Here is a 14,291-nt window from a genome sequence, read left to right as displayed (position 1 = left end):
ACGATCGCCTCAACGTCCTTCCAGCTCATATCCTGCAGCACCCCATGACTGGGCGGAGCCATGACTTACTCAAGCTGGAGCGTTACTACATCAGGCTAAACCTCATCGTTCTGAACTTACAGTTTTAGCAATTCCAGACTTACAGTTTTAAACTTAAAGCCCTAAACTTTTAGTTCTAAACTTACAGTCCTAGACTTTAGTTTGTAATAGCCAAAACCCGGTGTAAGTCATCCCAGAATTATCGGGCTGAACTAATAGAAAATGGAGTCCTTTTGCCTGTGACTGGCGATCGCGAAACGTCTTTGCCGCCTGAATTACATCAGCATCTTCAAACGTTGTTAAGACCCATCGCTCAACCAAACCTGCTTCTAAAATTAAGCCGTCTGGCTGTCCAGGAATATAGTTGAGAAATACCGGGCGCGATCGCTGGAGCCATCGAGCGAGATTCATCGACTGTCTGCCCCCATCAATCACCACACCCGGAATGGGAAGCGTTGAAGGAAGCTGGAGCTTGATCGGAAACAGAGCATCCGGCATTTCACGAATTGGAATCGGGCGATCGATAAACGCTGAGACAAGATCCCCGGCTGGGAGTGCGGCAAACCGCCATCGATCGCCCCACAGGTTTTCGGGCAAGGGTAGGGGAGCCGGACGATCGAGCGTAATTGGATCGTAGGGTTGATTCGTGTAGTGGGGGAGCGAGCGATATTCAGCCGCTCTCTGAATTAAAAACTGCTTCAGAGCAGGAACAGAGCGGGTTTGCTCAACTTTGAGGCCCAGTTTCTCTGCTGCCGCCAGCATCAGGCTCACCGACTGAGGACGGAAAACCTGGAGACGATCGGGCTTTTCCTGCGGGTCGATCCACTGTTGAAGCTGAGCTGCGATCCAGTTTGAATCTGCCTCAGACTGAGAACAAAAGGCACTTGCGGTAAATTTGCCGTCAGTGTCGCAAACGACCAGTTCCCAGAGCGGACTGCCTACAGCATCTTGAAGCGGACGACGATAGAAATCAGCTTGCCAGCGCATAAATAGAGACGATCGAATTAATTTTTGGGGCTGTCCCTTCAACCATACGCGATGACGTGGACAGAATAATCTACCGTCAGAAACGCTCAGGCTCTAAAACTTATAACTACAACATTGAGAACTTGTGCCAAGATGATAGGTTGGCTTTCACCTTGGCTTCACCGCTGCCTTTACTAATTGTCTTTACTAACGGCAACAAAAACCCGCTTCTAAAATGTTCGTTCAGGCACAATTTAGATATCCCTTTCATTAGCAAGATCATTAGCAAGATAAGCCTTTGGTTAAAGTGTTCTGACCTAAGTTCCCACCAGCTTCTATCTCATCTAACGCGACAGGTTTACTTATGAGTACCTCACCGATTCGGTTTTTGATGTGTTCCCCCGACCACTATGACGTGGACTATGTGATTAATCCATGGATGGAAGGGAATGTTCACAAGTCTTCTCGCGATCGAGCCGTAGAGCAATGGCAAAAGCTATATCACGTCATTAAGGACCATGCCATTGTTGATTTAGTCACGCCACAAAACGGTGTACCGGATATGGTGTTTACTGCCAATGCCGGACTCGTTTTAGAAAAAACAGCCGTCCTTAGCCGTTTCTATCACAAGGAACGTCAGGGCGAAGAGCCTTTCTTCCAGCAGTGGTTTGAAGAGCATGGCTTTACCGTGCATACGCTGCCTAAAGATTTGCCGTTTGAAGGCGCGGGCGATGCGCTGCTCGATCGCGAAGGTCGCTGGCTCTGGGCAGGCTACGGATTTCGATCGGAGCTAGATGCTCACCCCTATCTAGCAAACTGGCTGGATATTGAGGTGCTGTCACTGCGGCTGATGGACGAACGGTTTTACCATCTGGATACCTGCTTCTGTCCGCTGGTAGATGGCTATCTGCTTTACTATCCGCCGGCGTTTGATTCCTATTCCAATCGCCTGATCGAGATGCGCGTTCCCGAATCAAAGCGAATTGCGATCGAAGAGGCAGATGCGGTCAACTTTGCCTGCAATGCAGTGAATATCGATCGCACGATCATCATGAACAAAGCTAGTGCGGAGTTGAAACGGCGGCTAGAAGCGATCGGATTTCAGATCGTCGAAACGCCCCTGACCGAATTCCTCAAAGCAGGCGGCGCAGCGAAGTGTCTCACTCTGCGAACCATAGAAGCAGTACAGCCAATTCACCATGCAGTGGCGGCAATCGAGTCGCGCGTGGTGCAGCTCGAAGGGCATTTGCTTGATTCGGGTCTGATCAACCGGGCGTTAGATACGATCGTTGAAGCGGGCGGCAGCTTTCAGGTTTTAAACTTCCGGCTGGGCGAACAGCGTCAAAGCACTTCTACTGCAGAGATTCGCGTCACGTCTCCCGATCATGACGTGATGGAAAATATTATGACGCAGCTCATTGATATGGGCGCAGTCGCTCGTCCGCAGGAGGTTTGCGACAATCAGCTTGAAACGGTGACCAAAGACGGCGTTGCACCCGATGATTTCTATGTCACTACGATTTATCCCACCGAAGTGCGCGTTAACTGCGAGTGGATTAAAGTCCAGAATCAGCGCATGGATGGGGCGATCGTCGTTTCGCAGACTCCAGAGAAAACCACGGCAGAATGTAAACTGCTGCGCGACCTGAAGACGGGCGATCGCGTGGTTGTGGGGGTTGAGGGCATTCGCACCATTCGCAAAACTGAGTCTCGTGAGCAGCGCAACGCGACCCAGACCAAACCAGACGAATTCAGCTTTATGGGTTCGGGTGTATCGAGCGAACGCCGCGTCGAGCTAGTAGTCGAGCAGATTGCCTGGGAAATCCGCAAGATCCGCGATCAGGGCGGCAAGGTGGTGGTCGTCGCGGGTCCAGTCGTGATTCATACGGGCGGCGGCGAGCATCTGTCTCACTTGATTCGCGAAGGCTATGTTCAAGCACTCCTGGGTGGCAATGCGATCGCGGTTCACGACATCGAGCAGGCCATGATGGGCACATCGCTAGGCATGGATATGAAGCGTGGCGTTTCAGTTCGGGGTGGGCATCGCCATCACCTGAAGGCAATCAACACGATTCGTCGCTGCGGCAGCATTGCGGAAGCCGTTGAACAGGGCATACTTACCGGTGGCATTTTCTATGAGTGCGTTAAGAACAACGTCCCCTTCTCGCTGGCAGGCTCAATTCGGGATGACGGTCCCCTTCCTGATACGCAGATGGATCTGATCAAGGCGCAGGAAGACTACGCACAACTGATCAAAGGAGCTGACCTGATTCTAATGCTGTCTTCGATGCTGCACTCGATCGGTACAGGCAACATGACTCCGGCAGGTGTGAGAATGGTCTGTGTTGATATCAACCCGGCGGTTGTGACTAAGTTAAGCGATCGGGGTTCGGTGGAATCGGTGGGCGTTGTGACGGACGTAGGCTTGTTCCTCAGTCTGATGGTGCAGCAGCTCGACCGGTTGACGAGTCCCTATAAACTGGCGCAAACCGTCTAGCAGTGACCAATTTTTAACTGATTGTTAAATCACTGGAGGGGTGGGCAGTTGTCCCCCCTTTTTTTGAGCCTGATACCCGCTTCTAGAAGTCGATCGCCGAAAAGCTGCGTAACCGCCTATGATCTGTAAAAGTCTGCCTTGCGATAGACCTTTTCTCTGCGATCGTAGGGTTTTGTTGGGTTTCTAAATCGATTGTTTCAGCAGTTTTTAAGTCTCCTCTGAGTCTGATATGAGCAATTTCCCTGCAACCGTAACTCCTTTTGCCCCGGATGTTTTCGCCGATCATGACTGGTCGCTTTTGCTGCAACAGCTTCTCGATGGGCAATCGCTGACGGTGGATCAGTCTGTGGCATTGATGGAAGGCTGGCTGGCGGAGGCAATTCCACCCGTGCTGTCAGGGGCAATTTTGACCGCAATTCAGGCAAAGGGCGTTTCAGCGGCAGAACTGACGGGCATGGCGCAGGTGCTTCAGGCGCGTTCGGTCGGCGGCACAGATACCTCAGGATTTCCCACTCCCCGAATTGATACCTGCGGCACAGGGGGGGATGGCGCATCCACGTTTAATATCTCAACGACCGTGGCGTTTGTGGCGGCGGCAGCAGGGGTTGCGGTGGCAAAGCACGGCAATCGATCGGCTTCCGGTAAGGTTGGCTCGGCAGATGTGCTAGAAGCCTTGGGTGTGAATTTGAGCGCGTCGCCCGACCGCATCAAAGCGGCTCTATCAGAAGTGGGCGTGACGTTTCTGTTTGCGCCAGGCTGGCATCCGGCGATGAAAGCAGTCGTCCCCCTGCGAAAAACGCTGAAAGTGCGAACAGTGTTTAATTTGCTGGGTCCGCTTGTGAATCCGATGCGTCCGACTGGTCAAGTCGTGGGCGTGTTTAGCTCTAATCTAGTAGAAACAATCGCCCAATCGATGCAGCAGCTCGGCATGGCAGAGGCGATCGTACTGCACGGACGAGAGAAATTAGACGAAGCGGGACTGGCAGACGCAACCGATACGGCAATCCTGTCTGGAGGCGAGGTTCGATCGCTAACCCTGCACCCCGAAGCCTTGGGACTCACCCCGGCTCCCACCGATGCCCTGCGCGGCGGCGAAGTGGCGGAAAACGCCGAAATTCTGCGTTCGGTACTGCAAGGTAAAGGGACACTGGCACAGCAGGAAGTGGTCGCCCTCAATGCTGCCCTTGCCCTTAAAGTTGGATGTGCCCTGCCGGAGGTTTCCAATGATCCGATCGCGACCTACCGTAAGGGAATTGCGATCGCCAAAGACATTCTCGCTAGCGGAGCCGCCTGGAAAAAAGTTGAGGAACTGACTGCATTTTTGCAAGTTGGTTAAACTCTGTATCCGGGCAGCAATCCGACGAGAGCGATAATTTTATCCGCAAATAGGGCATCCTCCTCACAGCCTTGGTGTGATTTACCGCGATAGGAGGGATGTGATGAAGCTTGCTCATGCGATCGTCTTGCTTACCAGTTTAGGAATTGGTTGTACGGCTGTCTCTGAAAGTGTTCTGGCGCAAACGGCTCCTGCCCCTGCCCAAACGCCTGCCTTACGGCCGAGTACAGCCAGTGCTGAACAGTTCTATCGCAGTGGGGTAAACCAGATTAACGCTGGAGAATTTGAAAACGCGATCGATAGCTTTAATCGTGCGCTCAATCTGTCTGCGAATTATGCTCCCGCCTATCTTTATCGCGGCTATGCTCAGGCAGCTCTGGGAAATTACACCGTTGCGGTGCAGGACTATAACCAGGCAATTGAACTTGTGCCTAATGATCCCCAGGCTTACTTTTATCGGGGCGTGAGCTACTCCAGCCTGAACCAGCCTCAGCAGGCAGTCTCTGATTTCAACCGCGTCATTGCCCTTGCACCAGAAGAACCGGATGCCTATGTTCATCGCGGCGCACTCAAAGCCAGCTTGCAGGATCAGCAGGGGGCACTGGCAGACTTTAACCGGGCGATCGATCTCGATGACGAAGACGCAGAGGCGTATCTCAATCGAGGCAGCATTTTGTTTGGGCTGGGTCGGACTCAAGATGCGATCGCAGACTTAAATGAGGCAATCGATCTCAATCCCGAATCTCCTTATGCCCATTACAATCGCGGCTTCATTTACTCCAGTCAGGGCGGACTGCGAACGGCAGTGGTCGATTTTACACGGGCGATCGAACTCAAGCCAGACTACGCAGAAGCCTTCCGCAATCGGGGGCTAATGCAGGCAAAGCTGGGCAATCATTCTGCCGCGCTCGGCGATTTAAACCGGGCACTGGCTCTAAATGCAAACGATGCCGAAGCCTTTAAGGTGCGGGGCGATGTGCGGGTTCTGGCTGGAGATTTGGTAGGCGCGATTTCAGACTACGATCAGGCACTTGCACTGCGTCCAGACTATGCCGATGCCCTCCGTAGCCGCGCCGATGTCCGTGTGGCGATCGGAAATCCAGCTGGTGCGGACGCAGACTATAGCGAATTCCTGGCGATTCAGCCCGAAGCTGCCGAAAACGGATCAGAAACCGCTGCGGTATTGAGCGATCGAGCCGAACTGCGGTTTGCAATGGGCGATCAGCAGGGCGCAATGGCAGATTACACTCAGGCAATCCAGCTCAACGGTCAAGACGCTCAGGCGTATATGAGTCGCGGTAGGCTCCACGCTAATCTGGGAGATCCCACAGCCGCCAGAGCCGATTTTCAGCAGGCAGCTAATCTTTTTCTCCAGCAGGGGCAGGCAGAAGGCTACCGTCAGACTTTGCAAGAAATGCGCGGATTGCGATAGTTTGACGACCCGAACTGCCCCTAAATCCCTCCAAGAATTCCTTCAAGTAAGGAGCTTTGAGCCGGAAGAGAGTTTCCTAGCTTTGGAGATTTCTACAACATCACTCTGAAAAAAGCAGCGACGATCGCCGGAAAAATCGCTACAAAAAAGGAGCCAGGATTTCCTGAACTCCTCTTTTTTTATCGTTTATCTAGCTTGGAAGACGATCCGTCCATTCATTAGAACAGGATCAGAGTCTTAGGCAGAAAGCGATCGGCGTTTTGCCACCAGTCGGAAGACTTCGATAATGTCTCCGTTCTGCCAGTCGCGGAAGCTGTCGGAGCCAATACCACACTCGTATCCGGCATTGACTTCCTTCACGTCGTCCTTCACCCGCTTCAGCGAATCCAGGTTGCCCTCAAAGACAACATCGTTTCTGCGGCGAACGCGCATCTTCGTGTTGCGGATTGCCTTACCCGACAGGATGTAGCAGCCTGCAACGGCTCCTCGTCCCACGGTAAAGACTGCCCGTACCTCTGCCTGACCGAGGGGCTCTTCTACCTGTTCGGGTTCCAGCAGACCTTCCATCGCACCCTGGATGTCTTCCAGCAGCTTGTAGATGATGTTGTAGTCGCGGACATCTACTCCGGCACCGTCGGCTGCCTGACGCGCACCGCTGGCAAGCGTCGTATTGAAGCCAACGATTACGGCACTACTTGCCGCCGCCAGATCCACGTCTGTCTCGGTAATTTCGCCCGGAGCAGCAAGCAAGACGCGCACCTGAACCTCTTTCTGCGGCAACTGCTGGAGCGCACCGAGGATTGCCTCGACCGAACCCTGCACGTCTGCCTTCAAAATCAGATTCAGTTCCTTCAGATCGCCTTCCTGAGCTTGAGCAGAAATGGTGTTGAGGCTAACCCGACGCGACGCCATTGCCTGTTGAAGGCGAGACTGACGCTGCTGATCCAGACGACTGCCTGCGACTGCACGCGCTTCTTTCTCGTCGCGGTAGACCTCAAAGTCATCACCTGCCGCCGGAACATCGCTCAGACCCAACACCTCAACTGCAAAGGAAGGAGTTGCTGCATCTACGCGCTTAAGGCGATCGTCGATCATTGCCCGCACCTTACCAAAGGTAGAACCTGCGACCAGCACATCGCCCACGCGCAGCGTCCCGTTTTGAACGAGCAGCGTCGCGACCGGACCCCGTGCCTTATCCAGGTGTGCCTCAATCACCGTGCCCTTCGCGGTGCGATCGGGATTGGCGTAAAGATCTTCGACTTCAGCCACCAGCAGCAGCATTTCCAGCAGCGTATCGAGGTTGTCACCCTGGAGCGCGCTCACCGGAACCATAATCGTTTCGCCGCCCCACTCTTCAGGAACCAGGCTGAACTCAGTCAGTTCCTGCTTGACGCGATCGGGCTGAGCTCCTTCTTTATCGACCTTGTTGATCGCAACGACGATCGGCACTTCAGCAGCTTTAGCGTGGCTAATTGCTTCGATCGTTTGAGGACGCACTCCGTCATCAGCAGCTACCACCAGTACGGCGATATCCGTGACTCTTGCGCCTCGTGCCCGCATTGCAGTAAAGGCTTCGTGACCTGGCGTATCCAGGAAGACGACCTGTTGTGTACCGTTCTCGGTGTCCACATCCACGTGATATGCACCAATGTGCTGCGTAATGCCGCCTGCCTCGCCCTGAGCCACCTTCGTTTTGCGGATCGAGTCGAGCAGCGTGGTTTTACCGTGGTCAACGTGACCCATGATCGTCACCACAGGCGGACGCCGCTGGAGGTTTTCTAGATCCTCGGCGGACAGCATTTCGGTGATCTTCTTGGCTTCGGCTTCCACTTCGCCTGTCTTCACTTCGATCTCGTATTCCTGCGCCACCATTGTCGCGGTGGGAATATCAAGAATCTGGTTGATGTTTGCGGCAATTCCCTTCATAAAGAGAATCCGAATTAGCTCCGTTTCAGGGACGGCCAATTCGATCGCCAGATCGTGAACCGAGAGCCCGCCCGTAAGGGTAATTTCCGTCGGACGCTGCCGCATTTCTTCCTGCTGCTTTCGGTCGCGCCGACTGCGGAAGGATTCAGACGATCGCTTCTGCTTCACAGGAGCAGCTGCCGCCACGGGTTTCGCTTGCTGTCCAGGACGGCTCTTTGGCTTCGGCGGACGTGCCAGCGAAAGGCTGACCTGTATAGGAGCATCCTCATCAAGCTCATCTTCGTCGAGGATATCTTCTAGCTCCAGATCTTCCTCATCAATCACAGGCTGAGCGCGTCGCTTAGTCTTCGTCGCTGCCTTGCCTGTCTTAGCGGCTTCCTTCTCTTCCTCTTCTTCCTCCTCCCAGGTCTTGCCTCGCTTGGGCGGACGATTCAGAGTGGGACGACGAACTTCTTCACCGCCCGGCACAAAGGGTCTAACAATACCACCGTCTTCAGTTTTCGCAGCCGTTTCCGCACCGTCTCCGCCTTCTCCGGGACGCGTGGGTTTGCGGCGCAGCTCAATAACGGGCTTGGGCCTCAGCGGTGATTCCGGGCGACCCGCACCACCGGGCTGATCGTTACGTCGAGGAGCTTCCCGAACCGAAACGCCACCTTCACGCGCTTGGACAGGCTTAGCTCCTACTTCTACCTGCTCTGCCGCTTCTGCTCTTGCCTTCCTCAAAACGGGCCGGTTAGTTAGATTCGGGGCTGAGCCATCAGCCGCCTTGACCGGACGAGGCGGAGGAGAGCTAAGCTGGGGCTGGGGAGCGCGAACGGATTCCACCCTGGGAGCCGCCCCATCATCAGAAGAGCTGCTCTGCATTGGCCTTGGTGCAGCTACCTGCGGCGTTTCCTCAACCGGAGCTTCAGCTTGAACTAGCTCTATCTCGACAGGAGCTTCGACCTCTTCTATCGTCGCTTCGATCGATTCGGGACTGGGCTGGGCCGCTTCGTCTGCTGGTGCTGAACGAACCGGGCGGCTGGGTGAATTGAGCTTTGCGGGGGCTCGGTCTGCGGTAGGTGTGGCGGGGGCAGAAGCCGAGCTGGTTTCAACCTCTGCACGCTTGGGCGGTTCTGCAAGAGGGCGGGTTCTGCGAATTTCTAGAATTTGCTGCTTCTTCACAGGGGGTTGAATACTAGACGGCCTTGACGAAGCACCTGCCTGAGAAGCACCTGCCTGAACTGATGCCATAGGCCTGGGTGCAACAGCATGGTTGGGTGTGTATTTCTCGGCAGCAGAACGAATCCGCTCCGCTTCCGCCTCAGTAATGGTGCTGCTATGACTCTTGTACGCAATATCAAGCTGGTCGCAAACTGCCAGAATGTCTCGATTGTCCAAATTCAATTCCTTCGATAACTCGTATATTCTCACTTTGCCGTTATTCATCCACTATCCCCTCTACGTCCCAAACGATCTTGATTAGGTTACATACTGACCTGCACTTCTGGTGTACAAAACAAATCAATCCCACCTGGAACTGTTTTACCTTATCGACTCAAGCAGGCAGTTTACCCCTTCCTTGAGATTGATTCAGGCTCAACAGCTTTTATTTAATCAGATGAATTGAGTACTGCTTTACCGGGATAAAACAGCTTCCCTTACCATCTTGCACGAATTTCGGAATGTTGAAGACGTTTTTCAGGTTAAGAACGACTTGCACCACGGAGTGCAATCTAGGCTTAGATGACTCAGGTTTCAGTTCTTGCGGAGTGCCTGACCTGATAGTTACTGCTTAACGAATGCCCTGCCTCCGTGAGTGCATCAATTCAACCAATCTCAATCGATTAACCTCAACTTATTACGCCTCTCTGGGAAAAATCGCTCGCTTGACTTTCCCTGACTCAGAAAGGATATATCAACAATTACTCTATCGTAGCGGTTGTGGAAAGTCGTTGCCACAGAGTTCGATAAATTTCTTCAGAAACTGTCGCCTTCAAGGCACGTCCCAGACGATCTTTACGTTGAGCAGTCTGAAGACAGGCCGAGTCTGGACAAAGGTAAGCCGATCGCCCCATCCCCTGATCTAGCATAACAATTTGTGAAGGAAACGATCGCACGACACGCCAAAACTCTTCTCTGGGAGCAACACGGCGACAGCTAATGCAGCGGCGATGGTTGGGGGGCATAGGGGTGGATGGGTAGGGATAAGGGTAGGGCAAGGGAAGGGAATGAGTGAAGGGATAGGGGCAACGGGGTGAAGCAGCAAGGACGTAAAGCCTGGAGGAGATAGCCTCATAGGGAGCGTCGTAGGGTAAGAGACAACACTTGCTCTTTTTCTTTTGCTCACCCACTGCCTAATCTCGTCCTTGGGTACACCTTAGGTACAGCATGAAACTTTACTCACTCCTCTACCCTCCACCCTTGCACCCCTCCACCCTCACCAACTCCTACGATCGCTCTGGACGCTGCACTGCCTCTCCCAATTCGCTCCCAAAGCCATCTCTGGCGGATTGTGCCATTTCCTCAGCATCGAAGTCTTGTTCGGTCAGGACGGCTGCTTCGTCTTCGGCAAGGGGTTCTTCATCATCGTACTCGTCCTCGTACTCGTCCATTTCGGCTTCGCGGGCGAGGCGGCGTTCTTCAGCAAGTGCTTCCATTTTGCGGGTTTCGGCTTCGTAGTCGTATTTAGCAGTGTCTTTGATATCAATTTTCCATCCGGTGAGGCGAGCTGCCAGGCGCACGTTTTGCCCTTCTTTGCCGATCGCCAAACTGAGCTGGTCATCGGGAACAAGGACATGGGCCTGCCGCTCATCGGGGTTAATCAGCCGGACTTCATCGACCCTGGCAGGGCTGAGGGCGTTAGCAATGTAAGTAGCCGGGTCGGGCGACCAGCGAATCACGTCAATTTTTTCGCCGCGCAGTTCGTTTACCACAACTTGAATGCGTGATCCCCGTGCACCGATACAGGCTCCAACCGGGTCAACATCTCGTTCCAAGGTATCGACGGCGATTTTGGTGCGGGGTCCAACCGATCGTGAGGGCGGATTGGCTTCCCGTGCCACTGCCACGATCCGCACGACCTCGTCTTCGATTTCGGGCACTTCAGTGGCAAACAGGTCTACCACCAGTCCGGCATCTGCCCGTGATATTAAGAGCTGTGGTCCGCGATGGGAGCCTTCCAGCACCTTCTTTAGGAACACTCTGAACGTAGCGTTTGCTCGATAGTTGTCGTTGGGCAACTGTTCGCGTTTCGGCAGTTCGGCTTCGACATCAGGTTGACCGAAACCGCTATTGACTGCCATGACAACAGACTGCCGCTCAAACCGCAGAACCCGGGCCTGAAGTACCGTGCCTTCTAGCTCCTGGAATTCTTCCTGAATCAGCTTGCGCTGCTGATCCCGCAGTTTTTGCGCTAGCACCTGCTTTGTTTGGATGGCTGCCATACGTCCAAACTCACCCTGGTCTGGGGTAACATCCAGAACAACCGTATCGCCCAACTGCGCTTCGTCGGCGACTTCCTGCACTTCTTCCAGCGAAATCTGGTGATCGGGGTTGGAAACTTCTTCCACGATCGTCTTGGTTGCTAGCACCCGAAACCCTTCGTCTTCGATATCGAGTTCGACTTCAAAGTTATTGAAATATTCTTCGTCAAACGCAGATACATCTGGGCGATGGGTGCGGCGGTAGCGTTCGTAGCCTTTGAGCAGTGCTTCGCGCAGGGCAGCCTGAACCGCGTGCTTGGGCAAATTTCGTTCGCGGCTGATGCCATCAATTAGTTCCTGGAGTCCAGGAAGGGCAACCATTGACATAGGTTAAGTCCTCTCTTCAGTTGTCAGTATCTTCAGTTGTTTGAATTTCTTTGCGGGTGAATTGTTGCTGCTATTCCTCAATGCCATCGACGAGCTGCACCTGACTTACCAGATGACGCGGGATGGCGATCGTGCGTCCTTTGCGGTTCAGGCGAACTGCCTCCTCGTCGCGACGTACTAGCCGACCCGTCCAGTTGATATGACCCGAGTATGGCTCTGTAGTCGTCACCAGAACCGGAAATCCCTTAAAGGAAATGAACTCGCGATCGGAGGTGAGCGATCGAGAAATTCCAGGACTGGAGATCTCCAAAACATAGGCATCGGGAATTATACTCGACGCATCCAACGCGGCTTCAAGAGCACGGCTCATGCGCTCACAGTCATTCAGACTAGTATCGGCTTGCAGGTTTCGCACATCTACCCGCAGCACAGGCGGACTTTGGTTGGTTTGAAACACGGCTCCAACCACTTCTAGCCCCAGGTCGGCGGCAACGGGCGATGCGAGTTCGAGAATGGGCGGAATTAAAGGATGGGTCATGGCAGGTTGCAAATCAGATAACCGTTGCTTTCCTCAATCTGTTTGATGAAACTGAATTTGAGAAATCGTGAGCCACGGTAAAACGCAAAGACAATAAAACACAGCAATAAAACGCAAAAAAGTGGGCGATCGACCCACTTCTGACGGGAGTTATCATCAGAACCCCGGAAAGCAGTTTTCCCGGTAGATTTTCAGTTTAACGTATGGGGTTTGAGATGGAACGGGGGAAAGGAAATTGGCAGGAATGGGTGAAGCGTTGAGGGGATGGGAGGATAAGGGCTGATTGAGCAGTTTTGCTAAAGGTTTATTATTTGTTTTGGGGAATTTGATAAAGCCGCTGGGTCATCGATCGCAGGCTGTCGTTGTCGGCTTCGTTGATGCGCTCAACGTAGTTGACTTTGACTTCGTCCAGAAGGGCGATCGTGAGTGCCTGAATTTCGGTGAGTGCCTCGTGTTGCTGGGCTTCATTACGGAAGGTTTGGTTGAAATTGCTGACGAGTTTTTGCATCAGGGCTGACCCGACTTCATCTTCCAGAGCGGTGGTAACAGCACGGTAGGCGTTTTGGGAAATTTGATTCGCCATTTCGCGGCTGAGCTGGTCTGACCAGTGGCTCATTCCCGGAATTTGGCGCAGTCCGGCATAAAGGGGAGAGCTGTTGATTGCCTGAGCAAGGCTGTGGTGCAGTAGGGCATCCAGATCCGGCTGGACTTTGGGGAAGACGCGATGCACCAGCAGATCGGTCAAGTGTCGGGATAGGACGGCGACTTCGTCTACGTTGTTGAGATCAATGTAGGGGCGATCGGGCTGAAACAGCCAGCGTTTGATTGCACCGCCGCGAATCAGTTCCTGCATCTGGTCAACAATTCGCAGCACAACCATTTCGGTTAGCTCGACGGCAACGCTCGAGACGCCCAGACGCACCACGCGCTTGCTGATCGGTCGGAGATTCACTAACTGCGATCGATGCAGCCGCACCGTCACCGGAATAATTCGCAAAATCCGCCAGAAGGGAAGCAACAGCAGCAGATCATACCAGCGCAGCACGATCGCATCCAGCCAGGTTAAGCCCGGATAGCGGCGCATCAGGAACAGAATCCGGGCAGACATCTCGATCGCAAATAGCCCGATGAACCACATATCGATTCTCCAGAACCGATCGATCGGCTTGCCGTTTTCCCCAATGCCCCGGAAATAGTTGCTGGCAAACTGAGGACGGATTTCCCGGTTAAAAAAGGCGATCGAATCATTCCAGCCTGCTTGAGTGAGATAGGGCTGACTCCAGAAAGTAGTGAGGGCCTGGGTTGCCGATTCCTGCCGCAAACGGTCGCGCATTCGGTTCTTGATGCGTTCTAGCGAACCAGACTTCCCCGCACTCTCAAACGGATTTTCTTCGATGATTTCCTCGCTGCGGCGGCGGAGGTCTTGCAGCAGTAGGGCAGTTTGGGGAGACTGTAATCCGGTTTGGGCAATCTGTTCGTTTAGGCGATCGACTGTTTGCAGGTAGGCAGCCGTGGTGCGGTGCGGTTCAATGCCTTTGATGTGGTAGCCATACGCTTGGGTGAACCCCGGAAATACACGCATATACTCATCGCGCAACGGCAAATAGCTCCAATCAAACAGCACCAGCAAGAAGCTAATCAGCGCGAGCAATGCCATCAGCTTTTCAAACCATAGCCTGCCGCGTGGCTGTTGCCTGACCCTTGCGCCCTGCCGAACTCGAACATTAATCGCCATTGCCCCACTCCTTGCCCTTTCCTAATAGGCT

General features: G+C 53.6%; 9 protein-coding genes. 3 read left to right on the top strand and 6 right to left on the bottom strand.

The features are described from left to right. Nucleotides 1-189 precede the first annotated feature (189 nt). Complete coding sequence (locus tag H6F80_RS14435) at nucleotides 190-1,068, bottom strand: Tab2/Atab2 family RNA-binding protein (RefSeq protein WP_242067364.1); 879 nt, start codon at nucleotides 1,066-1,068, stop codon at nucleotides 190-192. Between the two features lie 301 nt (nucleotides 1,069-1,369). On the opposite strand from H6F80_RS14435, the gene argZ reads away from it, so the two are divergent. From argZ to H6F80_RS14420, 3 genes are all read left to right on the top strand, one after another. After that, on the top strand, nucleotides 1,370-3,502 hold the full coding sequence (gene argZ, locus H6F80_RS14430; RefSeq protein WP_190792229.1) for a bifunctional arginine dihydrolase/ornithine cyclodeaminase: 2,133 nt from the start codon (nucleotides 1,370-1,372) through the stop codon (nucleotides 3,500-3,502). Between the two features lie 229 nt (nucleotides 3,503-3,731). Next, a complete protein-coding gene (trpD, locus tag H6F80_RS14425; RefSeq protein WP_190792228.1) occupies nucleotides 3,732-4,838 on the top strand; it encodes an anthranilate phosphoribosyltransferase in 1,107 nt (368 codons plus the stop codon). 103 nt (nucleotides 4,839-4,941) lie between these two features. After that, nucleotides 4,942-6,270, top strand: a complete 1,329-nt coding sequence (locus tag H6F80_RS14420) for a tetratricopeptide repeat protein (protein WP_190792227.1) — start codon at nucleotides 4,942-4,944, stop codon at nucleotides 6,268-6,270. 237 nt (nucleotides 6,271-6,507) lie between these two features. Here H6F80_RS14420 and infB read toward each other — a convergent pair whose 3' ends face one another. From infB to H6F80_RS14395, 5 genes are all read right to left on the bottom strand, one after another. After that, nucleotides 6,508-9,624, bottom strand: a complete 3,117-nt coding sequence (gene infB / locus H6F80_RS14415) for a translation initiation factor IF-2 (protein WP_190792226.1) — start codon at nucleotides 9,622-9,624, stop codon at nucleotides 6,508-6,510. Nucleotides 9,625-10,100: 476 nt separating this feature from the next. Continuing rightward, the gene (locus H6F80_RS14410) at nucleotides 10,101-10,364 is read right to left on the bottom strand and encodes a YlxR family protein (protein WP_190792225.1); all 264 of its coding nucleotides are present in this window, start codon (nucleotides 10,362-10,364) and stop codon (nucleotides 10,101-10,103) included. A 261-nt stretch (nucleotides 10,365-10,625) separates the two neighbouring features. Next, nucleotides 10,626-11,987, bottom strand: a complete 1,362-nt coding sequence (nusA, locus tag H6F80_RS14405; protein WP_190792224.1) for a transcription termination factor NusA — start codon at nucleotides 11,985-11,987, stop codon at nucleotides 10,626-10,628. A 70-nt stretch (nucleotides 11,988-12,057) separates the two neighbouring features. After that, nucleotides 12,058-12,525 carry a ribosome maturation factor RimP gene (gene rimP / locus H6F80_RS14400; RefSeq protein ID WP_190792223.1) on the bottom strand — a complete coding sequence of 156 codons (468 nt, stop codon included), beginning with the start codon at nucleotides 12,523-12,525 and terminating at the stop codon, nucleotides 12,058-12,060. Between the two features lie 307 nt (nucleotides 12,526-12,832). Continuing rightward, complete coding sequence (locus H6F80_RS14395) at nucleotides 12,833-14,260, bottom strand: DENND11 family protein (RefSeq protein ID WP_190792222.1); 1,428 nt, start codon at nucleotides 14,258-14,260, stop codon at nucleotides 12,833-12,835. Between the last annotated feature and the right edge of the window lie 31 nt (nucleotides 14,261-14,291).

Origin of the sequence: Leptolyngbya sp. FACHB-711 (assembly GCF_014695615.1) — a bacterium.
In the GTDB taxonomy this organism is placed as follows: Bacteria; Cyanobacteriota; Cyanobacteriia; order Elainellales; family Elainellaceae; genus Leptolyngbya_A.
The sequence above is the reverse complement of the archived record's forward strand: the minus strand, read 5'-3'. Positions and strand labels throughout refer to the sequence as shown.

What these genes read in the sequence shown, in the direction of transcription:
- argZ (WP_190792229.1), top strand. Translation starts at nt 1,370, where the DNA reads ATGAGTACCTCACCGATTCGGTTTTTGATGTGTTCCCCCGACCACTAT.
- trpD (WP_190792228.1), top strand. Translation starts at nt 3,732, where the DNA reads ATGAGCAATTTCCCTGCAACCGTAACTCCTTTTGCCCCGGATGTTTTC.
- H6F80_RS14420 (WP_190792227.1), top strand. Translation starts at nt 4,942, where the DNA reads ATGAAGCTTGCTCATGCGATCGTCTTGCTTACCAGTTTAGGAATTGGT.
- infB (WP_190792226.1), bottom strand. Translation starts at nt 9,624, where the DNA reads ATGAATAACGGCAAAGTGAGAATATACGAGTTATCGAAGGAATTGAAT.
- H6F80_RS14410 (WP_190792225.1), bottom strand. Translation starts at nt 10,364, where the DNA reads ATGCCCCCCAACCATCGCCGCTGCATTAGCTGTCGCCGTGTTGCTCCC.
- nusA (WP_190792224.1), bottom strand. Translation starts at nt 11,987, where the DNA reads ATGTCAATGGTTGCCCTTCCTGGACTCCAGGAACTAATTGATGGCATC.
- rimP (WP_190792223.1), bottom strand. Translation starts at nt 12,525, where the DNA reads ATGACCCATCCTTTAATTCCGCCCATTCTCGAACTCGCATCGCCCGTT.
- H6F80_RS14395 (WP_190792222.1), bottom strand. Translation starts at nt 14,260, where the DNA reads ATGGCGATTAATGTTCGAGTTCGGCAGGGCGCAAGGGTCAGGCAACAG.